Below are 24,431 nucleotides of genomic sequence, written 5' to 3' on the forward strand. Positions count from 1 at the left end.
GGCTGTTTCCGTCTGGCCTGGGTTGCCTGGCCTAGGCTGCCTGGTTAAGCGCGTCCTCCGCAGCAACCCAGGAGATCATGGCGCACTTGACCCGGGCTGCGTAGCGTGCCACTCCTTCGAACGCTGCCGCATCCCCAAGCAGCTCAGGATCAGCATGGACCTTCCCACGGGACCTCAGCACCTCCCGGAAGCTGTCGATAATTTCGTGCAGTTCAGCCACGGTCATGCCTTCGGCGAGGTCGCTGAGGACGGACGCCGAGGCCATGGAAATGGAGCAGCCGGCGCCGTCCCACGCCACCTGTGCCACTTTCCCGTCCTGGACGGCGAGCCGGAGTGTGACTTCGTCGCCGCACACGGGGTTGAGCTGGTGCGACTGCCCGGTGGAGGTGCCTTGGGGCGCTTCGGTCGCGGCGAGCCCGCTGCCGTGGCGGGCCTTCGAATGGTCCAGGATGATCTGCTGGTACAGCTGGTCAAGGCTCATGGTGTCACCTTTCGTCTTCTCCGCTATGCGCGGAAGTAGGCCCGGACGCCGGCAACGGCTTCAAGGAAGCGGTCCACGTCGTCCGTGGTGTTGTAGAGGTAGGCGCTGGCCCGGGTCGTGGCGGTCAGTCCAAGCCTGCGGTGCAGCGGCTGGGCGCAGTGGTGTCCCACGCGGACGGCGATTCCCCGGGAGTCCAGGAACTGTCCCACGTCATGGGCGTGGACGCCTTCGACGTCGAATGCGGCAAGGCCGATCCGTTCCTTTCCGGCTGCCGGGCCCAGGACCCGGACGCCGGGAATGGATTCCAGCCCCGCCACCATGCGCTGGCCCAGTGCGGCCTCCCACGCATGGATCCGGGCCAGCCCGGTTTCCGTCAGGTAGTTCGCTGCGGCCGCCATGGCTACCGCCTGGGAGATGCGCTGGGTGCCCGCTTCGAAGCGCTGGGGCGCCGGGAGGTACTCGGCCCGCTCCATGGTGACGGTAGTGATCATTGACCCGCCGGTCAGGAACGGCGGGAGGATGTCCAGCAGCTCCTGCCGCCCGTACAGCACGCCAATCCCCGTGGGGGCGAGCATCTTGTGGCCGGAGAAAACCGCGAAGTCCACGCCGAGTTCCTTGACGTTCAAGGGCAGGTGGGGAGCCGACTGGCAGGCGTCCAGGACAACCAAGGCGCCGGCCGCATGCCCGAGGGCCGCCAGTTCCGCTACCGGGTTGATGATTCCCAGGACGTTGGAAGCGTGGGTGAAGGCCAGGACTTTGGTACGCGGGCCGATAATCCCGGCGGCCTGGTCCATGCGAAGGCTGCCGTCATCTCCGATGGGGATGTACCGGAGGGTGGCTCCTGTGCGGAATGCCAGCTCCTGCCATGGAATCAGGTTGGCATGGTGTTCCATCTCGGTCACCACGATGTCATCCCCGGGCCCCAGGGACAGCTCCCCGAGCCGCTGGTCGCCGCGGCCCTGGGCAGCCCACAGTCCGGCATTGGACAGCGCATAGGAGAGGAGGTTCAGTCCCTCCGTCGCGTTCGAGGTCCAGATGGTTTCCTCGTAGTCCGCACCGATGAAGTCGGCGATGGTTTGGCGGGCGTCCTCGAAGACTTCGGTGGCCTCAACCGCAAGATGGTGGGCGCCCCGGTGCACGGCAGCGTTGCGCTGCTCATAGAATTCCTGCTCGGCTTCGATGACGCTCACGGGGTTCTGGGATGTCGCCCCGGAGTCGAGGTAGACCAGCGGCTGTCCGTTCACCAGTTGATTGAGGACCGGGAAGTCATTGCGGATGCGCAGCACCTCGGCGTTGTCCATGACAGGTACGGCACGTTCCAGTGTGGCTGGCGTTGATACTACGGCCAAAACGAACTCCTTGGGCTGCCCATGTCTGACAACCCAATTGTCCCACACACGGCTGTGGCGGCCGCCCGGAAGGGGCGGCCGCCACCGCTGCCCCGGGCTTCGGCCGAGGGAGTAAAGGGCCGGCGACGGCTGGGGGGAGAGTCTCGGTCTCAGAAGACTCTGACGTCGCCGGCCCCGTCTTGACCCGGTCCCTGGGGACCGGAAGTTGAGAGGGCCTCACTGTCCTGATTGGCTGCTCTGCGGCTTCCGGCGTGCCGCTTTGCTTTGCCTCCTTAAGTAAATCCCGTGGGGCCCTTACGTACACGAGTAGGGTGTACTCGAATCCAGGCGGGTGCACTACCGGGTTGGCGCTCCTGCGCACCCTCCGGGCGGGATGGTTGGCGGGCTTGGGTACGACGGCGGCCCGGCGGTGCTTCCCGGGTGGAAACACCGTGGGCAGCGGGTGGCCGGGGGCAGGGATTTCGACGTCGGGCGGTCAGCAGGGATTCCGATGCCCGACTGGCAGCACGGAGGCACGGCAGGGCCGGTTTGGGAGGCCAGGCCTACTTTGGCAGGGCCGCTTCCAGCTCATCGCGGCTGCGGACGCCGAGCTTGACGTAGGTGCGGTAGAGGTGGCCCTCCACGGTCCGGACGGAGACCATGAGCCGCTGTGCGATCTCGCGGTCGGTCAGGCCCTGCACGGCCAGCTCCACGATGTCCTGTTCGCGCCTGGTGAGGCGAACGGTGGGCGCCGCGGCGATGAAGCGTCCTTCACGGAACCGCTCGCCCAGTTCGTGGTCGCACTTTTCGCGCTGGGCCACGGCCTGGCGTGAGCGCCGGCGTTCACCGGCCTGCTCCAGCACCGTGCTGGCACGGGCATAGGCTTCGCGGGCCAGGTTGACAAAGCCTGCCTCCTCCAGCGAGGCAGCTGTTGCCATGAGGGTGTCGCCGTCGGCATTTTCCCAGGCGGTGGCCAGCGTCAGAAGAGCTTCTGCCCACCGGCCTTCCACGTCCCGGGCCGCCGCCTGCACCATGGGCACCACCGAGGGGTCGCCCAGGTCCCAGCACATGGCCAGGACCTGGAGCAGGTTTCCCTTCCGTGCAGAGGCCTGGGTGGTGGTCATCAGCGTCTGCAGTGCGGCCAATCCCTTGCCGTCGCGGGCCAGGTATTCGGCGGCAGCGGCCATGTAGGCCTCTGCCAAAAGATCATGCGCCGGCCAGCCGGCGTCGGCGTCCTTGTGATCCTGTTCAAGGCGCTGTGCCTGTTCCGTGTCGCCCAGCCGGGCCGCGGCGTAGAAGCCGAGGGCCGTGCCGAACCGGTACAGCTGCAGCGGGTCGTTGAGCCTCAGCGCCTCAACAGCGGGCAGCAGGACCTGATAAGCGCGTTCCATCCTCCCCTGCCGCAGCAGCGAATACCCCCGCAGCAGCTGGAGGCTTCCGTTGAAGGTGGCCGCGCCAAGCGTGTGTCCGGCCGCATAATGGTCGATCTCGCGCTCCGCCGGCTCCCATTCACCCATGGCCAGGTAGTCGGAGACGAGCCTTCCCAGCACGAACTCAGGGAAGAAGAACAGGCTGCCTTCGAGCGGGGGAAGTTCCGAGGCTGCCAGCAGTGCGGCCTCCAGCCCCTGCACGGGGCGTCCCGCCGAGCCGAGGGCGTGGGAGAGAAGGCCCTCAGCCAAGGCGCGGAGCGGTTCTCCGGCTTCTGCCGGGGGGCGCTTCCGCATCGTGTCCACTTCGTCGTTCAGCGCCGGGAAGTTCACCTCGGCACCGAGGTGGAGCAGGTGCAGGAGCCCTTCCTGCCAGCTCCTTTCGCCGTCGCTGGAGAGCGGGACGTTCTTTTCGACGTCGTCCGCGATCATCCCCAGGGGATGGCCGATGGCCAGGTGGGCCGAAACCCGGAGCAGCAGGACGGCCGGTCCCTGGGGATCATCGGCCAGCCGGAGCCAGCACTCGTCAAGGAGTGCCGCGGCCCCGGTATAGGCGCCCTCGTTATACAGGGCCCGCGCCTGGATGGCCTGGGCCAGCGGGACCATGGCGGGGTCGTGGATACGGGACGCAATGGACCGTGCACTGTCGTTGCGGAACCGCAGCAAGGCTTCCTTGGCCGCGGCCAGCATCTCGTCGTCGCTGACCCTGACGCCGCACTCCAGGGCCCACTCCACTGCCCGCAACCGGCCCTCCCCGCGCAATTGGGTGGGGTCCTGGTGGGCCCTGACCTTCTCCAGCAGCTGGAGGCTGCGGGAGACCGACACGGTGTTCCGGATGGCGCCGGCGAAGAGTCCGTTCCAGATGGAAAGCTCCGCCGGGATGCCGGGGGCTTCGACGATGATCTGCTGGTCCAGCAGGGACCGGACCACGGCTGCCCCGCTGATGTCTTCGATGACCTTCCTGCCCACCGGCCCGGCAAGGGCAATGAGCTTCAGTGCTTCCTGCTCTTCGGTCCGGCGCCGGAGATGGTCTTTGGCCACCACGCCTGCGAGGCGGTCCCCATCCGCGGGCAGCGGGCCCAGCAGCATCCAAATTCCGTTGCGCTTGGCGAGGACGCCGGCCTCGGCGGAGTCGTGCAGCAGGGCGTCGAGGATCCGGGGATTGCCGCTTGATGCGTTCCAGATGGAGTCCACCGTTGCAGCCGGCACGGTCCCGTCGAGGACGTGGTCCAGGACTTCTTCAATCTGTTCACGGTTGAGGGGCCGGAGGTCCACGCGTTCGGCCAGGCCGTCGTACCAGAGCTGGTCGAGCGGCTGTGGGAGACCCGGACGTGGCCGGGCGGCAGCAAGCACCGTTGCCCATCCGGCTGAAATCACCTCGGCCAGCACCCCCGCGGAAGCATCATCGAGGTGGTGGGCATCGTCCACCGCCAGCAGGACCGCTCCCCCGCTGCCGGCCTTGAGCTTCTCAAAGTAGGACCACATGGAACGCAGCACCGCGACCGGCGAGACGGACTCCTCGGCGCTGAGTTCCCCCGTATAGGGTGTCAGGACTCCGAATGGCACTCCGGCCAGGGCCGAACTGGCGTGGATGCGCAGGATTTTCATGTTTCCGGCCAGGCGCTCGGTCACGGCGTCAGTGACGGCCGACTTTCCGATGCCCGGGCCGGCCATGATGAAGACGGCCCGGTGGGTTCCGTTCCGGACCATGGTGCAGATGCGGTCCACCGGCTCGCGGCGGCCGGTCAGGAGCCGGTGTGCAGTCGCCGGCTTGTGGCCATTAGACGAGTCCAGTCAGATCACCCCTTGAAGTTACGCCAAGCTTGGTGAAGACCTGGTACAGGTGGCCTTCCACGGTGCGCACGGAAACACCCATCTCCATGGCGATGTCACGGTTCGAGACGCCGCGGCCGGCCATGCGGGCAATCTGCCGTTCCCGGCTGGTCAGCAGCGGGCTTCCGCTGCTGGGAACAATGGGAAGGTTGGCCACGGTGGCAGCCAGGATGTCCAGCCGGGCCTGCGCAGTCCTCGCCGAAAGGGCATCCCCGTCCTGCCGGGCAAAGTCCACTGCCAGCGCCATGCACCTGGCCTCGACCGCATCGAGTTCGAGCGTGGCTGCAATTTCACCGCCGGCAAGGAGGGTTTTGGCATCCTTTGTCCTGCTGCCGACTGCGATCAGCCGCGAGACATCGGCCAGCGGTCCCTGCCGGCGGCCTGCGATCTCCTCCAGGAGGCGGAAGTCGGCGTCGCTGCCGTTCACCGTTGCTGCCAGCAGGTAGATGCCGGCCACTGTGTGCCTGCCCGCCTCCAGGTTCCGGCGGGCCCCTTGTTTCAGCGCTGCCACTGCCTCGGAGTCGCCCAGCCAGCGCCCCGCCACGAGCGAACAAAAATCGATAATGCTCTCCGTGGCAAATCCTGCCTTGCCCGGCGCCCTTTGCAGTTTGGTCAGGTACTTGCGGGCGAACGCGGCGTTGCCGGTCTGGGCGTACGCCAAAGCCGTGGCTGCGTAGGCGGTACGCAGTGCGGCCTGGACAGGCTGCAACTCCAGCTGGGCGGCGGCTGAGATCAAAGGCTCCAGGGCGGTCTCGCCGCGCCCGGAAAAGACAAAGGCCACGCCGGCTGCGAGTTCGGTGGCGGCGCTGCGGTATGGAAGCCGGTGGGGCTGGCCCGTGCTGAATGGGCTGAGGAGGTCGATGCAGCGGCGCCACTGGCCAGCCATCAGTGCGACGAAGTAGGCCTCCCTGGCGTAGCGCTCGCGCAGGCCCACGACGTGCGAGGCGTCCGTGAGCTGGCCGCCGAGCTTTCGCATGAGGCCCAGCGCGTCCATCTCGCGCCCGGTCATGGCCAGCGCGCCCATCAGGATGATCGCGCACTGGAGCCGGAACCCGGTGTCCGGATTGCCTGCGGGATCGGCAGCCCGCTCGAGCGCCGGGATCATGGCGGCGTAATCGCCGGCATGGGCCTGGTATTCGAATTCACTCAACGAGATACGGTTTGCCGCCACCGCTGCCGCTGCCGGCCAGGAGGAGTTGTTGTCCGCTTTCCCGAGCCGTTCCCGCGCCGCGGCGAGCAGTTCCCGGACTTTGCCCGCACGCTCCGGAATGCAGAGCATGACCCGCGCTTTGGCGGCCACGACTTCGGCGTACTCCAGGGGATCCAAAGCCTCGAGTTCAGGCTGGGAGATGCCATCCAGGGCGGAAAGCGCCTGGACCGGCATGTCCAGCTGCAGGTACGCCGCAGCCTTTTGCCGCTGCGCCGATGCCCACCCGGCGTCGGTCCTCTGCACCATCTCCGCGTACGTCAGGGCAAAACGGGGGTCGAAGAGCTGGACTGCGGCCTGGGCGGCCGCGAGTGCCAACTGCGGGCTCAGCTCGGCCTCGCACTCATGGGTCCACGCGGCGAAAGACATCAATTCTTCCACCGTCATGGCTGCCGGGTCCGGCTCCTGGCCGCCCAGCAGGACGCTGCGCAGCTCCCGCCGGCGGGAAATGCTCAGCCAGGTCCGGACTACGTCACCGATGTACTTCTCCCGCAGCGACACCCAGCGGTGCTCGGAGTCGTCGATCTCCAGCAGGCCGCCGTCTTCCATGTCCGCAACCACGTCCGCGCCATAGATGGCGGTAAGGGCGGCCAGTTCCACCCGCCGGGCACAGGAAAGCATTTCGATGACGTCCCGGGTTTCGGGTGTCTCCCGTGACCAGCGGGACCGGACGATGTCGTCAAGGCTGGCGGCGCCGTCGAGCACCACTTTGTCCCGCAGCGTCCAGACCGAATCGGACAGGACCAGGTTTCCGGAGAGCTGCTGTTCGGTGACAAGCGCTTTGAGCAGCAAGGGATTTCCACCCACCATCTGGTGGTAGGTGGTCACCAGGGAAGAGGCGACGCGGTGGCCCAGCAGGGAAAGGAGCACCTGCCGGGTTTGGAGTTCGTTGAGGTTGTTGAGCCGCACTTCCGTGAGCTTCCGCTCCGTCAGCAGCCAGTGGAAGTCTGCCGGCAGGTCGCTGGCATTGGGGGCCACAGCGATGATCTTTGCCGTGCCGGTCAGCAGGACATTCAACAGCACCCCCGCACTCATGTCGTCGATGCAGGCCGACGTGTCCAAAGTGATGACGCAGGGCCTGCCGGCGGCGTCGCTGCGGATCAGGGAGGTTATGCCACGGAGGATGGCGGTGGGCGAGCCCATGTAGGCCTGCGGGAGCCGGGCCAGCAGGAAGGAGAGGCAGCCGTACGGGGTGCTGGGACCGGAGGGGCCGCTCCGGAGTTGCAGCGACCAGACATCGGGACCCAGGTCCGCAACGGCAGCGCGCGCCAGGGAGGACTTGCCCACGCCCCTGGCTCCGGTGATGACAACGCCCAGGGAGTTTTCGCTGGTCAGTGCGGTGCGGACAGCATCCAGGTTGGCGCTTCGTGCAGGCATGGACCATTGCTGGCCCTCCGGCGCCGCGGAGGGTGGTGTGGGCAGCCTGTCACCCTGAGGTGTTGACCCACGTCCCCAGCTGAGTGGCTCGATTGACATGAACTTTTCCCCTACATCCTGCAATAGCGGGATGTAGCCCCATTGCTCCCCCGCATAGGAAGAAGAGTACCCCCTGCCACAGACAAGGAAACAGGGTCAAAAGGAACTTTTACGATTCCAGCTGTTGTGATCCCGATTTGGCCGGGTGGAACCTCTGCTGGGCAGCCGTCAATCCATCGCGCAACAGGGACTCCACGGCGTCGGCGGCATCGTCCAGCAGGAAGGGCAGTTCCTTGTGTTCCGCGGTGCCGAAATCACGCAGCACGTAATCGGCTGTGTCCATCCTGCCAGGCGGCCTTCCCACCCCCACGCGGACCCTGAGGTAGTCCTTGGTACCCAGGGCCTTGGAGATGTCCCGCAACCCGTTATGGCCGCCCTCGCCGCCGCCGAGCTTGAGCTTGACGGTGTTGAACGGAATATCGATCTCGTCATGGACAGCCACCACGTGGTCTGCGGGGATCCCGTAGAAATTGGCCAGGGCGGAGACCGGGCCGCCTGAGACATTCATGTAGCTCATCGGCTTCGCAAGGACCACGCGCGGGCCGCCGATCCCCAACCGGCCTTCAAGGACCTGCGCGCGGGCTTTGTGGGTCTTGAATCCGGCGCCGATGCGGCCGGCCAGTTCATCGAGCACCATCTGGCCTACGTTGTGCCTGTTGCCTTGGTACTGGGCGCCTGGGTTGCCGAGGCCAACGATCAGCCAGGTATCTGTCATGGAGTCAATCCTATTGGGGGCGGCTACGCGGAAATGGAACGGCGGTGTGCGGACATGACAGTGGCCGGGCCCGTGGGGGTCCGGCCACTGTCATGAATTGCGGTGAAATTACTCTGCTGCGGCTTCTTCTGCTGCGGGAGCTTCTGCTGCTTCGCCGGCAGCTTCGGTTTCTGCTTCCTCGGCGATTTCGATGGCTTCGGAGATGTTCACCACGAGGGCTTCGGGGTCGGTCAGCAGGGCGGAACCCTTGGGCAGGACCAGGTCGGAAGCGTGGATGTGCTCGCCGGCGGCGCGGCCTTCGATGCTGACGACGACGGACTCGGGCAGGTGGGTTGCCTCGGCCTCGAGGGACACAACCGTCAGTTCCAGGTTGTGGACGGTGCCGGGAGCGGTTTCGCCTTCAACGTGGACCGGAACGTCAACCGTGACCTTCTCGCCCTGGCGGACGGTCAGGAGGTCGATGTGCTCGATGATCTGCTTTACGGGATCGCGCTGGACGTCCTTGACCAGGGCCAGGTGGCCCTCGCCGTTGATGTCCAGGGACAGCAGGGCGTTGGCGGTGCGGACGGCCAGGGTGGTGGCCTTTGCCGGCAGGGTGACGTGGATGGGCTCTGCGCCGTGGCCGTAGATGACGGCGGGGATCAGGTTGTTCATCCGGGCGCGGCGGGCGTAGCCCTTGCCGAATTCGGTGCGCAGTTCTGCTGCGAGCTTCTGCTCAGACATGGATATCTCCTTGAAGACTAAACGGTGTTCAGCAAGGGCGGAGGTCTGGTGTGACCTTCAACGCCGGGCGCCGGAGGGCGGCCCTTCAAGAAGGCAGTCCTTCAACCGAAGGACTGATCAGACCCAGTCGATAACGGAGGCTATGCCCTCCCTCGCCAAGGTATCGCTGACCAGCTTACCAGCGCCGGGGCCGTTCCCTGAAAACGTCCCCGGCCTGGTGCGGGGCTATGCCTTGCCGTCGAAGAGGCTGGTGACCGAGCCGTCGTCGAACACTTCGCGGATGGCCCTGGCGATCAGCGGTGCGATGGAGAGCACTGTCAGCTGCGGGAAGCGCTGGGAGGACGTCAGCGGGAGGGTGTTGGTGACCACCACTTCGCGTGCGCCGGACTCGGAGAGACGGCGTGCGGCCGGATCCGAGAAGACGGCGTGCGTGGCGGCGATGATGACATCCTTGGCGCCGGCGTTCTTCAGGACCGTGACGGCGCCGGAGATGGTTCCGCCGGTGTCGATCATGTCGTCGATCAGGACGCAGGTGCGTCCCTCGATCTGGCCCACCACGGTCTTGGAGACAGCCTGGTTGGGGACGGTGAGGTCACGGCTCTTGTGGACAAAGGCCAGGGGCGCGCCACCCAGGCGCTCAGCCCACTGTTCCGCGACCCGGACCCGTCCGGTGTCCGGGGAGACAACGGTGATGTTGTCGGCAGCGACACGGGTGCGGATGTAGTCGGCCAGGAGCGGAATGGCCATCAGGTGGTCAACCGGCCCGTCGAAGAAGCCCTGGATCTGGGAAGTGTGCAGGTCCACGCTCATGATGCGGTCCGCGCCGGCGGTCTTGTAGAGGTCGGCAACGAGGCGGGCGGAGATGGGCTCGCGGCCACGGCCCTTCTTGTCCTGCCGGGCATAGGGGTAGAACGGCGAAACCACGGTGATCCGCTTGGCGGAGGCCCGCTTCAGCGAATCGATCATGATCAGCTGTTCCATGAGGTGGTTGTTCAGCGGTGCGGGGTGCGCCTGGATCACGAACGCGTCGGTGCCGCGTACGCTCTCGCCGGCCCGGACATAGATCTCGCCGTTGGCGAAATCGTAGGCATCAACGGGAAGGAGGTCAGTGCCGAGTTCCTTGGCGATCTCCCGGGCAAGCTCCGGATGGGCCCGCCCAGTGGCGAGCACCAGCTTCTTCTCGCCGTGCGCCGTAATTTCACTCATGGTTACTTGCCCTCTTCTGTAGATGCCGGGGTACTTGAGGAGTCATTGATGGCCGCCTGGGCCAGTTCAGCGGAGCGGGTTCCCGGGCGGTGCGCGGGGACCCAGCCTTCGGCGTTGCGCTGGGCGGCAACGCTGAGCGCCAGCGCGCCCGCCGGCACGTCCTTGCGGATCACCGCGCCGGCGCCGCTGTAGGCGCCGTCCCCCACGGTGACCGGGGCAACAAAGACGGTGTTGGAGCCTGTACGGACGCCCGAGCCGATGACCGTGCGGTGCTTCTTCTCGCCGTCGTAATTGGCCGTGATGTTTCCACAGCCGATGTTGGTGTCCTCGCCGATTTCGGCGTCGCCTGCATAGCCCAGGTGGGACAGCTTGGAGCCGCGGCCGATGGTGACGTTCTTGGTTTCGTAGAAGGCACCGATCTTGCCCTTTTCACCAAGCACGGTGCCGGGGCGAAGGTACGTGAAGGGGCCGACGGCGGCGCGCGGGCCGATCACGGAGCCGGAACCGTGGGTGCGGATCACCGTGGCGCCCTCGCCGACGGTGACGTCGGTCAGGGTGGTGTCAGGGCCGACGACGGCGTCCCGCGCCACGGAGGTGGCGCCGTGCAGCTGGGTGTTGGGCAGGAGGCGGACATCCTCGTCCAGGGTGACGGAGGAATCGATCCAGGTGGTGGCCGGGTCGACGACGGTGACGCCGGCCCGCATCCAGGCTTCCACCGTGCGCCGGTTCAGCTCGGCGCCGAGCGCGGCAAGCTGGACGCGGTCGTTGGCGCCCTCCACCTGCCACCGGTCCGCAGTCACGACGGCCGCGACCCGGCCGCCTGATTCGCGGGCCAGCCCCAGTACGTCGGTGAGGTATTTCTCCCCCTGCACGTTGTCAGTGGTGACCTTCCCCAGTGCCCCGCGGAGCACCGCGGCGTCAAAGGCGTAGATCCCGGAGTTGACCTCCCGGATCAGCCGCTCTGCCTCGGTGGCGTCCTTGTGTTCGCGGATGCCGGTAACGGAGCCGTCTTCGCCGCGGAGGATGCGGCCGTAGCCGGTGGCGTCGTCAAGGACTGCCGTGAGGACGGTGACGGCGTTGCCGTCGCGTTCGTGGGTGGCGACGAGTTCGGTGAGCAGTTCCCCGGACAGGAGGGGCACGTCACCGTAGGTGACCACGACGGTGCCTGACAGTTCCTGTTCGGCGTCCAGCGCCTGCAGCGCGGCCTCCACGGCGCGGCCGGTGCCGGGGATGTCGTCCTGGTCCACGATGACGGCCTGCGGATCCAGTGCTGCGACGTGTCCCTCCACCAGGTCCCGTTCGTGGCGCACCACAATGGCGAGCCGTTGCGGGTTGATGCTGCGGGCGGCGCGGAGGGCGTGGCCCACCATGGACAGGCCGCCGATCTCGTGGAGGATCTTCGGTGTACGCGACTTCATCCGGGTACCGGCGCCTGCTGCCAGGACGATTACAGCGGCCGGGCCGGTATTCTCGGGGATCACGTAACGGGTTCTCCTTGCTTGGTTGTGCTTGCGCTTTGCGGCAGCCGGCGGGCCAGCCCGCCGGGCACCGGGTGCCATCCTCATGATCGCTCCTTGCGCAGCAGTTCCGCCCATAGGATTCGAACCTATACTCCACGGCTCCAAAGGCCGGGGTGCTGCCGTTACACCAGAGCGGACCGTGCCGAAAGACTCGAGGCCCGGGCACAAGTCCCTATTTTGCCATGGGTTCAGGCCACCGCGCGACACGGGGCGTTGGGTCCTGCCGGTCCCGCGGAATCCCGTCCCCGGCGGTGAGGCATGATGGGAAGGTGAGCAACAACCTTCCGCGGACGCGGATGACTGGCCTGCAGCGCCGGAGCCAGCTGATCGACGTCGGGCGCGGCCTTTTCGCCGTCCGCGGCCTGGACGGGACCACCATCGAGGAAATCGCCGCCTGCGCAGGAGTGTCCAAGCCGGTCATCTACGAACACTTCGGGTCCAAGGAAGGCCTGTACACCGAGGTGGTGGACGGTGAATTCCACATTCTCCTGGACTCGATCAACGCGGCCCTCACCGAGGAAGCCAAACCCCGCGTCCTCGTCGAACGCGCCGCGCTGGCACTGCTCACCTACATCGAGGAACGCACCGAAGGGTTCAGGATCCTCATGCGCGATGCTCCCCCGTCCCAGCCGGAGGGCGCCTTCTCCACCCTCCTCTCGCACGTGACCGCGCGCGTGGAACACATCCTCTCCGACGAATTCTCCCGCCGCGGCTTCAGCGGCGAGGACGGTGCCATGTACGCCCAGATGCTTGTGGGCATGGTGGCCATGACCGGCCAGTGGTGGCAGGACAGCCGCCAGCCGGACAAGCACACGGTCGCCGCGCACCTGGTCAACCTGGCCTGGAACGGCCTGACCGGCCTCAAAAAGGAGCCGGAACTGCAGTCTGAACTCTAGGCCTCGCCGTGGTTGCGTCCGCGGCGAAGGGGGTCATCCTCTGCATGCTGGCTCGTTCCTCGCCTCTGACGCATGCTGCCGGATAACCCCCCTCCCCGCTTGTGAGGGTCAGTCGCCCAGAAGTTCCGAGGCCTCGAGCCACTCCATTTCCAGGGCGTCTTTTTCGTCGGCCAGGTCCTTGAGCTGCTTGTTCTGTTCGGCCAGGGCGTCGAAATCGGACTTCTCCGTGCTTTTGACCATGTCGTCGTGAAGCTTCTTTTCCTGCTGGTCCAGCTTCTTGATCTGCCGCTCGATCCTGTTGAGGGCCTTGCGGGCGTCGCGCTTCTCTGCCTCGGACGGGCCGGTCCCGGTGGCCGGCGCCTGGCCCGCGCTGGTGACCGGGTTTCCACCGCCGGTGACGGTGGAACCGGCGAGGGCGGCTTCGCGCAACTCGAGGTACTGGTCCACGCCGCCGGGGAGGCCGCGGAGCTTGCCGTCGCCCAGCAGCGCCATCTGGTGGTCGGTGACGCGTTCGAGCAGGTAGCGGTCGTGGCTGACCACCACCAGCGTGCCGGGCCAGCCGTCAAGGACGTCCTCGACGGCGGCGAGGGTGTCGGTGTCAAGGTCGTTGGTGGGCTCATCGAGCATCAGCACGTTGGGTTCACCCACCAGCAGCCGGAGCAGCTGCAGGCGGCGCCGCTCACCGCCGGACAGGTCCCTGACCGGTGTCCACTGCTTCTCGTTGGTGAAGCCGAGCTGCTCCACGAGCTGCCCTGCGCTGAATTCCTTGCCGCCGACGTTGAAGGAACGCTTCTCCCGCTCGATGACCTCGATCACGCGCAGGTCCGAGACGTCGTCGAGCTCCTTGACCTCCTGGGTGAGAACGGCGGTGACCACCGTTTTGCCCCGCTTCAGCTTGCCCGCATCGGGTGTGATCTCGCCGTTGAGCAGCTTCAGGAGGGTGGTTTTTCCGGCACCGTTGACGCCCACCAGGCCCAGGCGCTCCCCCGGAGCCAGGCGAAGGGTGATGTTGTCGAAAAGCTTCCGGCCGTCGTCGGCGCCCTGGAAGTTGAGGGACACGTTCTCCAGGTCCAGCACGTCCTTGCCCTGGCGCGCCGTGGCCATCTTGCTCAACGCCATGGAGTCGCGCGGCGCGGGAACGTCCTCGATGAGCGCGTTGGCGGCCTCGATCCGGAACTTGGGCTTGGCGGTGCGGGCCGGGGCGCCCCGGCGCAGCCAGGCGAGCTCTTTCTTGACCAGCTGCTGGCGTTTGCCCTCCACCACGGACGCCATGCGGTCGCGCTCCGCGCGGGCCAGGACGTAGGCCGCGTAGCCGCCTTCGAAGGGGTCCACGATCCCGTCGTGCACCTCCCAGGTCTTGGTGCAGACTTCGTCCAGGAACCAGCGGTCGTGGGTCACCACCAGGAAGGCGCCCTGGTTGGGCCGCCAGCGTGTCTTCAGGTGCCGGGAAAGCCAGGCCACGCCCTCGACGTCGAGGTGGTTGGTGGGCTCATCCAGCATGATGACGTCGTGGTCCTCGATGAGCAGTTTGGCGAGGGCCACCCGCCGTTTCTGGCCGCCGGAGAGGGCGTGGACGTTGGCATGCCAGTCGACGTCGGACACCAGGCCGCCCATGATCTCGCGGATCTGCGGGTTGCGGGCCCATTCGTAGTCGGCCTGGTCACCCACGATGGCGGCACCCACCGTCAGGTCGCCGTCGAGCACGTCGCTCTGGTCCAGGTACCCCACATTGACGTCGCCGCGTTTGGTGACGCGGCCGGAGTCCGGGGTGGAGCGCAGCGCCAGCAGACGCATGAGCGTGGACTTGCCATCACCGTTGCGGCCCACCATGCCGATCCGGTCCCCCTCCTCCAGTCCCAGGGTGATGCCGTCCAGGACGGTGCGGGTTGCGTAGGAAACCGTGAGGTTCTCGCCGCCAAGAAGGTGTGCCAAAGGGAACTGCTTTCTGCTGCCGGACTGGAAGTCTTAATTAAAGGAGGATGTCGGAGATGATGCGCGCGCCGGGGACCGGGCCGTGGACGGGAAGGGCTGTCAGGCCGTAGCGCCGCAGGTCCTCCGCCAGCGCCTCCGCAGCAACGGAATCATCAGCCAGCAAAGCCACGGTGGGGCCGGAACCCGAAACGATTCCGGCAATGGCCCCATGGGATTCGCCGATTCCCAGCGTATCGCGCAGCGCCGGCGACAACTCAATGGAAGCCCGTTGCAGATCGTTGACCAGCACCCGGCTCAAGGATTCGGCATCCCCGCCCCGCAGCGCCGTCAGGATTTGTGGATCCACTCCGGTGGGCTCACTGGCCTCCACCCCTTCGGCCTCACGCAGCCGGTCCAGCGTCCGGTACACCTCGGGGGTGGACAGGCCGTAGTCGGCCACCACCAGCACCCAGTGGGTCTGCGCCTTGGCCAGCGCCGGAGAGAGTTCATCGCCCAGGCCAAGGCCGACGGCGGTCCCGCCCAGGAGCGAGAAGGGGACGTCGGCGCCGAGTTCGGACGCCAGGTGCGCCAGTTCCTCCCGTGACAGCCCGCTGTTCCAGAGTGCGTCACAGGCCAGGAGCGTGGCGGCGGCATCGGCGGATCCGCCGCCCATCCCGCCGGCCACCGGGACCCGCTTGGTGATCTCCAGGTGCACCCCCGTGGCGTGTTCGGAGACGTCAGCCATGATGGCAGCCGCCTTATGGGCAAGGTTGTTGCTGTCCAGGGGAATATCGACCGCGTCGAGGTCCAGGGTGCTTTCGGGGCTGAGGCTGATGGTAATCCCGGGCTCGGCGGTGCTGGTCGCCGCCACTTCCTCGTAGAGGGACACCGCGAGGTAGACGCTGGCCACGGAATGGTAGCCGTCCGGCCGGAGCGGACCGACGGCCAGGGAAACATTGACTTTACCGGGCGCCTTGACGCGGACCGTCCTGGCGGCGAACCGCCCCCTGCCTGCCTTGTCCAGTCCCGCGCTCACGGCCGTTTTTCCCGGGCTTCGGCGATCCTGGCGAACGCGGCGATGTCGATGACCTCGCCGCGTGCGGTGGGGTCGACGCCGGCTGCGAGCAGGCAGCGCTCGGCCTCCGGGGCTCCCCCGGCCCAGCCCGCCAGGGCGGCCCGGAGCGTCTTGCGGCGCTGCGCGAACGCGGCATCCACCACGGCAAACACCTGCTCGCGGGTGGCGGTGGTGGCGGGCGGTTCGCGGCGGGTAAAGGCCACCAGCCCGGAATGGATCTTCGGTGCCGGCCAGAAAACGTTCATGCCGATCACGCCGGCCTTGCGCATCTGGCTGTACCAGGCGGCCTTAACGGACGGCACCCCGTAGGTCTTGGATCCCGGGCCGGCTGCCAGCCGGTCAGCCACCTCGTCCTGCACCATCACCAGGCCGTGCCGCAGGCTTGGGAAATACTGCAGGAGGTGCAGCACCACCGGAACCGCCACGTTGTAGGGCAGGTTGGCCACCAGTGCTGTCGGCTCGACAGGCAGCTCGGTGACCTTCATCGCATCGGCATGCACCAGGTGGAAGGAGTTGGCGGCGGCCGGCCGCCATTCCTGCACGGTTTCGGGCAGCTTCGCGGCAAGGACAGGATCAATTTCGACGGCGACAACTGCCGCCGCGGCGTCGAGCAGGCCCAGCGTGAGGGACCCCAGCCCCGGGCCCACCTCAAGCACCGTTTCATCCGGTCCCACGCCCGCCGCGGCGACAATGCGCCGGATGGTGTTGCCATCGATGACAAAGTTCTGCCCCAGGGTCTTGGTGGGCCTGATCCCGATTTCCTCTGCCAGCCGGCGTATGTCGGAGGCACCGAACAACGGTGCGGGCACGGCGGGGATCGGTTCAGTCACCTAGGTATCCTATCCCGCGCGGCACGTCCGCCCTGCCGGGTTAACGGCCGTGGCCGGGCCCGGGTACCCCGGGCCCGGCCACGGCCATTGACTCTGCGCTTATGTCCGGTAGATCAGCTGGTTGCTGCCCAGCCGCAGCCCCAGGGCGACAGGCCGCGCTGCGCGTAGACGCGGTTGGCGATGTCGATCTGCTGCGCCTTGGTGGCGAGGCTGGCGTTAGGGGCGTAGGCGCCGCCGCCGGCTCCGATCCAGGTGCGGATGTCGAACTGGAGGCCGCCGTAGTAGCCGTTGCCGCTGTTGATGCTCCAGTTTCCACTGGATTCGCACTGGGCAATCTTGTCCCACATGGCCTCGTTCATCATGGCCGGTGCAGCTGCGCCGGTGTTGGCGCCGGCAGCGGCCGCCGGTGCGGCCTGGGGTGCAGGCTTGGCCTTGGTGCCAACGGTGACTTTCTCGGTGACCGGCTGCACGGCCACCTTCTCGGACACCAGCGTGCGGGACGCTTCCCGTCCGTCCACGAGTACCAGCTTGAAAGTGCGTTCCAGCTTTCCGGCGGCGCCCGCCTGGGTCACTTCCTTTTCACCCTTGAGCATGTCTGCGCTTTCGGCGGTAACGGTCTCGAAGGGCACGTCTTCACTGGTGACCGTGGTCTGGCTGGTGTCCACCCGGGACACCTTGATGACCATGTTGTTCACCACGTTGGCGTTGGCCGGCTGCGAGGTGCGGTCGTTGGCGGCGAGGGTCACGCCGGAATCCTCCAGCACCTTGCCAACGGTGGGGGCCGTGGTGGTGGCGGTGTTCACTTTGCCGTCAGCCACAATGCTGACGGTCTTGGGCGTGGAGATCGAGACGTAGGAACCTGCCAGCGAAAGGGTGGCATCCTTGGGCGCTGAAACGGACGAGGCACTGGCGACGCCGAGTTCTGTCACCAGGTCTTCGACGTCCTGGGCGGTGGTGTTCACCGTCTTTTCAGCCCCGTCAAGGCTGACTTTGACTTCCTTGGCCTGGTTGATGTTGATGACGGTGCCGTTCTGGACCGTCGCGTCGAGGGAAGGCGACACGCGGTCGCCGGGCTTCAGTTCCAGGTTGGCACTCTTGACCACCTGTTCCACTGTTCCGCCAAAGGACTGCACGGACGACGCTTTGCCGTCCACGTTGAGCGTGACTGTTTTGTTATTGCCCACGAAGGCTACGAGGCCTGCGACCAGGCCGCAAAGCACCAGCAGCTGGGCGCCAACTTTGATATAGCTGAACTTGCCGTCCGATGTGAAGAACTTGATCACGATTGCCCGTAACTCTCGGTCCATCCGGGCACGGGGAAACGCGCAATAAAATGCCCGGAGCAACCTTGAAAAGGACAGTCCGGGCACCGGTGCGCCGCCACACTCCGCGCAGCGGCATGGCCGGATACTGGACAAGCCGGGCCGGCTGCGAATGAAGTGAAATTACCCGTTGGCCTTCCCCGACCCCGGCTAATAGTTTCCCACTGTAACCGTAGCGTTATAAAGTGGCCAACATTTTTGCATACCAGATATGCATTTAGCAGCCCGCAGGGGAAGGAGTGTCAGGCCCAGGATCCGTATGCCCGTACGGTATTTTCGCTGATTGCGCTGCACAGGCCGGCCAGGTCGGAGCCTGTCAATTCTGCCATGGCCCGCACGGTGTACGGGACCGTGTAGCTCGCGTTGGGACGCCCCCTGTGCGGGTGCGGGGTCAGGAATGGAGCGTCCGTTTCCACCATGATGAGCTGCCGGTCCGCGACGGCGAGCGCGGCGCGCAGATTCGTGGCGTTCCTGAACGTCAGCGTGCCGGCAAAGGACATCCACCAGCCCTGGTCGTTACAGGTTTTGGCCAGGTCCTCGCCACCGGAGAAGCAATGGAACACCACCCTGTCCGGCGCGCCCTCTTCCTGAAGGACGCGCACCACGTCGCTGTGCGCGTCCCGGTCATGGATCTGGAGGGTGAGGTCCAGGCGTTTGGCAATGTCGATATGCCGCCGGAACGAGTACTCCTGGTGCCGCAGCCCCTCTCCCTCGGTGCGGTAGAAGTCCAGTCCGGTTTCGCCGATGGCCCGGATCCGGGGATGCCCCGCCAGGCGTTCGATTTCGGCAAGGGCCGCTTCCAGTTCACCGCGGGCAGCATAATGCGGCGCGTCATTGGGGTGCAGGGCCACGGCGCCCAGGAGCCGTTCGTCCCGGTCCACCGCCTCCACCGTGAACCGTGAGGATTCGAGGTCGCAGCCCACCTGCACGGCGCCCTGGACTCCCACGGCCGCCGCTGCATCCAGCGCAGCCTTGATCCCCACCGGCCCCTTTCCGCCCGGGAAGTCCAGGTGGGTGTGGTTGTCCATGACTGGTACCGGCAGGGGCTCCGGCGCGGGCGGAAAATCCTTCCGGCGGCCGGCGGCCTGGTCCGGAGTCTCCTCGTCTGCAGGTACCCGGTAAGCGGCGGGAATTGACGAATTGCACATCCACCCAGACTATCGGCCGAAAGGTACCCCCATATTTGCCGGAACTCTCTGTCAGGCACGGCAGTTGTGTTAGTAGTCTGGAACGAACACACGCGCACGCCCACCAAGGGGCGAAGGCAGGCTTGCTGTCCCGTCCAGGTGAAACCCGGGCTGAAAGGTTGCCGATGGAACCCCACCGACGCACTGCCAACAATGGAAGCGCACCGAACCTTAACCTGGCCGGCGTCGCTGATTCCGTCAGCCACCTGAACGGGCACCGGCCTGCGGCCATGGACCCGGTGTCCTTCCACGCCGCGGCGCAGCGCATCCTCACCACGGTCAATACCGTCATCGACGGCAAGTCCGATGCCGCTAAGCTGGCGCTCACCGTACTCCTCGCACAAGGCCACCTGCTGCTCGAGGACGTGCCCGGCGTCGGGAAAACCCTGCTCGCAAAGACCCTCGCCCGGACCATCGACTGCACGGTCAACCGCATCCAGTTCACCCCGGACCTGCTGCCCTCGGATGTCACCGGGGTGTCCATCTACAACCAGGCCTCAAGGCTGTTCGAGTTCCGGCCGGGTGCGGTCTTCGCCAACATCGTCATCGGTGATGAAATCAACCGCGCATCCGCCAAGACGCAGTCCGCCCTGCTGGAGTGCATGGAGGAGCATCAGGTCACCGTGGACGGCACGTCCTACAAGCTCGATGAGCCGTTCATGGTGGTCGCAACCCAGAACCCCATTGAAATGGAAGGCACCTATCCGCTGCCGGAGGCCCAGCGGGACCGGTTCATGGCCCGGATTTCCATGGGCTACCCGGACAAGGCCGCAGAGATCGAGATGCTCGAAACCCACCAGGCGGTCTCGCCGCTGGCCAATGTCTCCCCCGTGGTCACCGCGTCCGACGTCGCGGCCATGACCGCCACTGTCCAGCAGGTCTATGTCTCAGACGCCGTGAAGGAATATACGGTGGCAGTGGGCAGGGCCACCAGGGAAAGCCCGCTGCTGCGGCTCGGCGCCAGTCCCCGTTCCATGCTGCAGCTGCTGCGTGCCGCCAAGGCCACAGCCGCCCTGGAGGGCCGCGACTTCGTCCTGCCGGACGACGTGCGGGACGTGGCCGAGGCCGTCCTGGCGCACCGCATCATCCTGGACCGGAAGGCGGCGGGCGCAGGCGAGACACCCCACAGCGTCCTGCGGGGCATCCTGTCCAGGCTGCCCGTGCCACAGGCCCAGCCGGGGCAGCCCAACCGGGCCGCGGCCGCCGCCGGCAGCAGGAACCGCTAGGCACGGACCATGGCCCTGCTGGATAAGCTTCCGCGGCACCTGTTCACCAGGCGCGGCTGGGGCATGCTCGCAGCCGGGGCCTTCACGCTGGCCGCGGCCCAGGTCATGGGGCGCCGGGACCTCCTGACACTTGCCATCTTGCTGCTGGTCCTGCCGCTCGTCTCCCTTGCCGGCGTCAGGCTGGTCAAGCCGCGCTTCCGCGTCTACCGCGAATTCAATCCCTCCCCTGTGGAAACCTCCGCCCCGGCGACGGTCCACCTTGCCGTGGCCAGGACGGGCCCGGGCAGCGGACGGGTTGCCATGGAGGAGCGGCTGCCGGCGCACTTCGGCCACGCGCCGTCCTTCCGGTTCCCGTCCCGTTCGGCCACCGGCGGCACAAGCCGCTACGAATACCACCTCACGTCCAGGTACCGGGGGCAGTTCAGGATCGGCCCGGTCACGGCCGAGTTCACCGACCCTTTCGGCCTCTCCCTGCACCGGCAGGCGATTGACGACGGCGACATCCTCACCGTGACGCCGGCAGCCGTCGTCCTGCCTGCCGCCGGGCTGGCGGGAGCGCGGGGGAACGACGGCGTCACCGCCACCCGTGTCCGGGCAAACCCGAGCGACGACGACATCATGACCCGGGAATACCGCCACGGTGACCCGATGCGACGGGTCCATTGGCCTGCCACGGCACGGCATGGGTCCTTGATGGTCAGGCAGGAGGAGTCCGTGACCACGCCGGAAGCCACCATCATCCTGGACCATCGGGCCAGTGCGTTCGGCGGGGGCTCCGGCACGTCGATGCCGGGCCTGCCCGTGCCGGAGGGGCATGCGCCGGCCACCAGCGACACCTTCGAGTGGGCTGTTGTTGCCACCATGTCCGTCAGCGCACACCTTGCCGAGCGCAACTACAGCCTTCGGGCGCTGGACACGGGCGGGGAACCGGCGTTCCTCCACTCCCCCTCGTCCCCGGAACCGGCGGTGGAAGAATTCAGCGGATCATCCGGCCTGCAGTCCATTGCCGAAAGCCTTGCCGCCATCCACCTGTCCGGGGCGCCCCACCCCCGCCGGGAAAGCACTCACCGGGACAGCACTCGCCGGGACGATGCGCAGCGGGGTGTCATGCAGCTGGGTGTCATGGCCAGGAACGCGCCGCGCCCCGGTGCCCCGAAAGTGCGGACACAGGGAAGCCCGGAGCAGGGACTGCCGGCCTTTGACGACCACTTGATGGACAAGCTGTCCGCCCATCGGATGCGCGGGCCACTGATCGCTGTCCTGGGTCGCATCACCAGGGAGGAAGCCGCAGCACTGGCCCCTGCCGCTTCGTACGGCACCAACGCGTTCGCCATCCTGGCCGTGGAACGTCCCATGGAGTCCCAGGATGTCCTGGAAGTGCTGCGGCAGGGCGGCTGGCGGGCGGTGGCCGTGGCGCCCGCGACGCAGCTTGCCGCCGCGTGGCGCCAGTTCGACCAGGACCCGGCCCTGCCGGTGGTTACGGCGGCAGAGGTCCGGCGGGGAGCGGGGGTGGCCACATGACCATGGCGCCGGCCCGGCCAACGGGTGCGGGCCACGAGGCACAGGCACAGCATGAAATGCCTGCGGGACGCCTGCGCGCCGGCGCCTACCCGTGGGCCATGGGGGGATCCATCACCGTGGCCGTCTGCGGCGCTGCCCTGTCCTTGAACGGTGTCCTGCGGGGCTGGAACTGGTACTGGCCGGTGATGACCACCGTGCTGGTGGTGGCATTCACGCTTGCCGCGCTGCGTTCCGTCCGGGCCCAGCCCCTGCTGGTCACCGCAGGCGGATTCGTGGCACTGGGCGCCGTCCTGACGTTGACGTTCTTCCGCGGCTCCAGTTTCCTGTGGGTTGTCCCCACAGGTGCCACGCTCCCGGACCTGGACCGGCTGATCCGGCGGGCCAGCGAGACTGTCCTGGCAGAGACTGCACCCGTGGCGCCCAACGCCGGGATCGTCATGGTGGTCTGTGCCGTGCTTGGCCTGGCGGTCATCCTGGTCGATGCACTCGCGGTTCCGCTCGGGATGCCGGCCGCCTCCGGCACAGGCCTGCTTGCGCTGCTGGTGGTTCCGGCCATGATCAAACCGCAGAGCGTGGGGGTATGGAGTTTCGTTGCCACCGTAGCGGGCTACCTGCTGATCCTCGCCTGCAGCCAATGGTTTGCCCCGGACGGGAGGTTGCAGGGCGGCTCGGCCCGAAGCCCGGGCCTGGTGCGCAGGGCCGTGCTGACGGGCTCCGTGGCGCTGGCAGCCACCCTGGTGCTGCCCCTGGCGATTCCCGGCTTCGACACAGGCACGTTCCCGCAGGGTTCACGGCTCAATCCGTGGGGTGCCGCCACAGGCCTGAATCCGATGATCACCCTGGGCAACAGCCTTCGCACACCGGACGGAAGCGGCAGGATCACCTACGCCACCACGTCACCCAACCCCCTCTACCTGCGATCGGTCACCGTGGACAATTTCGACGGCGATTCGTGGGGACCGGACGACCGCACCGCCTCCAGGGTGCCCCTTGACGGCCGGATCGACCCCGGGTATCCGGTCCTGACCGATGAGCAGGTGCGGCTGGTGACAGCCATCGACACCGGGTCCTTCACCAGTCCCTACCTGCCGGCGCCCTATGCGCCCGAGACCGTCCGCGGACTGGGCGGACAGTGGACCTGGGATCCGGCCACGCTGAGCATCAAGGGCACTGACACCACCACCCGGCGGCAGGAGTACGTGGTGACCTCCGCGGTGCCCAAGCTTTCAGCGGCGCTCCTGGCCCAGTCCTCAGGGCCCGCACGGGGCATCCCCGACATTTTCACCCGCATCCCGGGCAACGTCCCGGACATCGTCAAAACCACGGCACAGACCGTTGCCGGGGGTGCGGGGACGCCGTACCAGAAGGCCCTGGCCATCCAGAAGTACCTGCGCTCGTCCGAGTTCACATATTCACTGCAGTCCCCGGTGCAGGGCGGCTATGACGGTAACGGCCTTTCCGTCCTTGCTGACTTCCTGCAGCAGAAGAGCGGTTACTGCATCCATTACGCATCGGCGATGGCGGTGATGGCCCGCCTGGACGGAATCCCCAGCAGGATCGCCGTGGGCTATGCCCCCGGCAGGCTGACCGGGGCGACGGTCTCCGTGTCCGGCCAAGGCGCCCTCCCGGAGTATGAGGCAGATGCGCGCGACGCCCACGCCTGGCCGGAATTGTACTTCCAGGGCCTGGGCTGGGTACCGTTCGAGCCGACGCCGTCGCGGGGGGTGGTCCCGGACTACGCAACCGAGGCCTCAGCGCCTTCGGTCGCGGATTCCCTGGGCAACAACGACGGCCTCATCCCCGACACGGCCCCGGTTCCCGCCCCATCCCCCAGCACCACTGCCCAGGCCGTCCCCGGCGCCGGCAGCAGCACAGGCGACTCCGCGCAATTGACCCCCTGGTTCCTTGGTGCAGCCGCATTGGTGGGCTTGCTTCTCCTGGTGGCCGCCCCCCACCTGGTTCGGAGGGGTATCAGGTCACGGCGGCTGCGTCCAAGGCGACCGGACCTGGCCGTACCGTCGGCATGGAATGAGATCAAGGATCTTGGCGCCGACTACGGCCTGCCCCCCGCGGACAGCGAGACGCCCAGGGCATATTCATCCCGGTTCCGGGCTGAACTGCTGGGTGAGCCCGGAGGCATGGACCAGGAGGCGCACGGGGCAGTGTCGTGCTTTACCTCGGCGTTCGAACATTACCGGTACGGCCGCCCGGGCGGCACTGGTTCCCCAGGCTCCGGCCCCGACCCGACCGAAGGCGACATTGCAGCCGGGGTTGCGGCCGTGGAAGCGTCCCTTCGGGCAAACGCCACCCTGCCCAGGCGTTTGACGGCGGCATGGCTTCCGCCGTCGGTCACCCGCCGGCTGGGCCAGCTGCTCAGGATGCCGTTCATTGCGGCCGGCAGGATCATCCGCACAGCACTTCACGCTGCAGCGCGCCTACGCCCCGGGGCGCCCGGGCATCCGTCGGCAGGACGGCGTTCCAAGGCGGGGGCGGCCGACGGCGGCCGCGGGGCCGGGCAGGGCTGAACGGCAGGTGCCGGCCGGGGAA

Annotated in this window: 17 protein-coding genes and 1 tRNA gene; 4 read left to right on the plus strand and 14 right to left on the minus strand. The window is 67.1% G+C overall.

Annotation, left to right across the window (positions count from 1 at the left end; translation table 11 throughout):
• Positions 1-31: 31 nt before the first annotated feature.
• From sufU to FB478_RS10980, 9 genes are all read right to left on the minus strand, one after another.
• Positions 32-481, minus strand: a complete 450-nt coding sequence (gene sufU, locus FB478_RS10940) for a Fe-S cluster assembly sulfur transfer protein SufU (protein WP_018770125.1) — start codon at positions 479-481, stop codon at positions 32-34.
• 23 nt (positions 482-504) lie between these two features.
• Positions 505-1,830: a SufS family cysteine desulfurase gene (locus tag FB478_RS10945; RefSeq protein WP_144600454.1), complete on the minus strand. Its 1,326-nt coding sequence runs from the start codon at positions 1,828-1,830 to the stop codon at positions 505-507.
• 542 nt (positions 1,831-2,372) lie between these two features.
• Positions 2,373-4,946, minus strand: a complete 2,574-nt coding sequence (locus FB478_RS10950) for a helix-turn-helix transcriptional regulator (protein WP_235509879.1) — start codon at positions 4,944-4,946, stop codon at positions 2,373-2,375.
• A gap of 70 nt (positions 4,947-5,016) precedes the next feature.
• On the minus strand, positions 5,017-7,653 hold the full coding sequence (locus FB478_RS10955) for a LuxR family transcriptional regulator (protein ID WP_082581843.1): 2,637 nt from the start codon (positions 7,651-7,653) through the stop codon (positions 5,017-5,019).
• A 208-nt stretch (positions 7,654-7,861) separates the two neighbouring features.
• Positions 7,862-8,467: an aminoacyl-tRNA hydrolase gene (gene pth / locus FB478_RS10960; protein ID WP_018770129.1), complete on the minus strand. Its 606-nt coding sequence runs from the start codon at positions 8,465-8,467 to the stop codon at positions 7,862-7,864.
• 108 nt (positions 8,468-8,575) lie between these two features.
• Positions 8,576-9,190, minus strand: a complete 615-nt coding sequence (locus FB478_RS10965) for a 50S ribosomal protein L25/general stress protein Ctc (RefSeq protein WP_018770130.1) — start codon at positions 9,188-9,190, stop codon at positions 8,576-8,578.
• Between the two features lie 225 nt (positions 9,191-9,415).
• A complete protein-coding gene (locus FB478_RS10970) occupies positions 9,416-10,396 on the minus strand; it encodes a ribose-phosphate diphosphokinase (RefSeq protein WP_018770131.1) in 981 nt (326 codons plus the stop codon).
• 2 nt (positions 10,397-10,398) lie between these two features.
• Positions 10,399-11,877: a bifunctional UDP-N-acetylglucosamine diphosphorylase/glucosamine-1-phosphate N-acetyltransferase GlmU gene (gene glmU / locus FB478_RS10975; RefSeq protein WP_142067958.1), complete on the minus strand. Its 1,479-nt coding sequence runs from the start codon at positions 11,875-11,877 to the stop codon at positions 10,399-10,401.
• Positions 11,878-11,981: 104 nt separating this feature from the next.
• A tRNA-Gln gene (locus tag FB478_RS10980) sits at positions 11,982-12,053 on the minus strand.
• Between the two features lie 132 nt (positions 12,054-12,185).
• Here FB478_RS10980 and FB478_RS10985 point away from each other — a divergent pair.
• A complete protein-coding gene (locus FB478_RS10985; protein WP_018770133.1) occupies positions 12,186-12,812 on the plus strand; it encodes a TetR/AcrR family transcriptional regulator in 627 nt (208 codons plus the stop codon).
• Between the two features lie 108 nt (positions 12,813-12,920).
• Here the strand turns inward: FB478_RS10985 and FB478_RS10990 are convergent, their stop codons facing one another.
• From FB478_RS10990 to FB478_RS11010, 5 genes are all read right to left on the minus strand, one after another.
• Positions 12,921-14,744: an ABC-F family ATP-binding cassette domain-containing protein gene (locus FB478_RS10990; RefSeq protein WP_018770134.1), complete on the minus strand. Its 1,824-nt coding sequence runs from the start codon at positions 14,742-14,744 to the stop codon at positions 12,921-12,923.
• Positions 14,745-14,781: 37 nt separating this feature from the next.
• On the minus strand, positions 14,782-15,759 hold the full coding sequence (locus FB478_RS10995; protein WP_056393518.1) for a 4-(cytidine 5'-diphospho)-2-C-methyl-D-erythritol kinase: 978 nt from the start codon (positions 15,757-15,759) through the stop codon (positions 14,782-14,784).
• Entirely contained in the window at positions 15,756-16,628 is an 873-nt protein-coding gene (rsmA, locus tag FB478_RS11000; RefSeq protein ID WP_144600456.1) for a 16S rRNA (adenine(1518)-N(6)/adenine(1519)-N(6))-dimethyltransferase RsmA, read from the minus strand. Before rsmA ends, FB478_RS10995 begins: the two co-directional genes overlap by 4 nt.
• Positions 16,629-16,741: 113 nt before the next feature.
• Complete coding sequence (locus tag FB478_RS11005) at positions 16,742-17,935, minus strand: resuscitation-promoting factor (protein ID WP_186447783.1); 1,194 nt, start codon at positions 17,933-17,935, stop codon at positions 16,742-16,744.
• A 257-nt stretch (positions 17,936-18,192) separates the two neighbouring features.
• Complete coding sequence (locus tag FB478_RS11010; RefSeq protein ID WP_144600457.1) at positions 18,193-19,098, minus strand: TatD family hydrolase; 906 nt, start codon at positions 19,096-19,098, stop codon at positions 18,193-18,195.
• A 164-nt stretch (positions 19,099-19,262) separates the two neighbouring features.
• On the opposite strand from FB478_RS11010, the gene FB478_RS11015 reads away from it, so the two are divergent.
• From FB478_RS11015 to FB478_RS11025, 3 genes are read left to right on the plus strand one after another with little or no spacing between them, the layout of a single operon-like run.
• A complete protein-coding gene (locus tag FB478_RS11015; protein ID WP_018770139.1) occupies positions 19,263-20,363 on the plus strand; it encodes a MoxR family ATPase in 1,101 nt (366 codons plus the stop codon).
• A 9-nt stretch (positions 20,364-20,372) separates the two neighbouring features.
• Positions 20,373-21,884 (plus strand): DUF58 domain-containing protein, encoded by a 1,512-nt coding sequence (locus FB478_RS11020; protein ID WP_056393514.1) that lies wholly within the window; start codon positions 20,373-20,375, stop codon positions 21,882-21,884.
• Positions 21,881-24,409, plus strand: a complete 2,529-nt coding sequence (locus tag FB478_RS11025) for a DUF3488 and transglutaminase-like domain-containing protein (protein WP_056393513.1) — start codon at positions 21,881-21,883, stop codon at positions 24,407-24,409. Before FB478_RS11020 ends, FB478_RS11025 begins: the two co-directional genes overlap by 4 nt.
• Positions 24,410-24,431 lie beyond the last annotated feature (22 nt).

The sequence above is a fragment of the Arthrobacter sp. AG367 genome, assembly GCF_007828995.1.
Taxonomy (GTDB): domain Bacteria; phylum Actinomycetota; class Actinomycetes; order Actinomycetales; family Micrococcaceae; genus Arthrobacter.

Excerpts from the sequence above, each read along its gene's own strand:
- sufU (WP_018770125.1), bottom strand. The coding sequence starts at position 481 with ATGAGCCTTGACCAGCTGTACCAGCAGATCATCCTGGACCATTCGAAG.
- FB478_RS10950 (WP_235509879.1), bottom strand. The coding sequence starts at position 4,946 with ATGGTCCGGAACGGAACCCACCGGGCCGTCTTCATCATGGCCGGCCCG.
- FB478_RS10955 (WP_082581843.1), bottom strand. The coding sequence starts at position 7,653 with ATGCCTGCACGAAGCGCCAACCTGGATGCTGTCCGCACCGCACTGACC.
- pth (WP_018770129.1), bottom strand. The coding sequence starts at position 8,467 with ATGACAGATACCTGGCTGATCGTTGGCCTCGGCAACCCAGGCGCCCAG.
- FB478_RS10965 (WP_018770130.1), bottom strand. The coding sequence starts at position 9,190 with ATGTCTGAGCAGAAGCTCGCAGCAGAACTGCGCACCGAATTCGGCAAG.
- FB478_RS10970 (WP_018770131.1), bottom strand. The coding sequence starts at position 10,396 with ATGAGTGAAATTACGGCGCACGGCGAGAAGAAGCTGGTGCTCGCCACT.
- FB478_RS11005 (WP_186447783.1), bottom strand. The coding sequence starts at position 17,935 with ATGGACCGAGAGTTACGGGCAATCGTGATCAAGTTCTTCACATCGGAC.
- FB478_RS11010 (WP_144600457.1), bottom strand. The coding sequence starts at position 19,098 with ATGTGCAATTCGTCAATTCCCGCCGCTTACCGGGTACCTGCAGACGAG.
- FB478_RS11015 (WP_018770139.1), top strand. The coding sequence starts at position 19,263 with ATGGAACCCCACCGACGCACTGCCAACAATGGAAGCGCACCGAACCTT.
- FB478_RS11020 (WP_056393514.1), top strand. The coding sequence starts at position 20,373 with ATGGCCCTGCTGGATAAGCTTCCGCGGCACCTGTTCACCAGGCGCGGC.
- FB478_RS11025 (WP_056393513.1), top strand. The coding sequence starts at position 21,881 with ATGACCATGGCGCCGGCCCGGCCAACGGGTGCGGGCCACGAGGCACAG.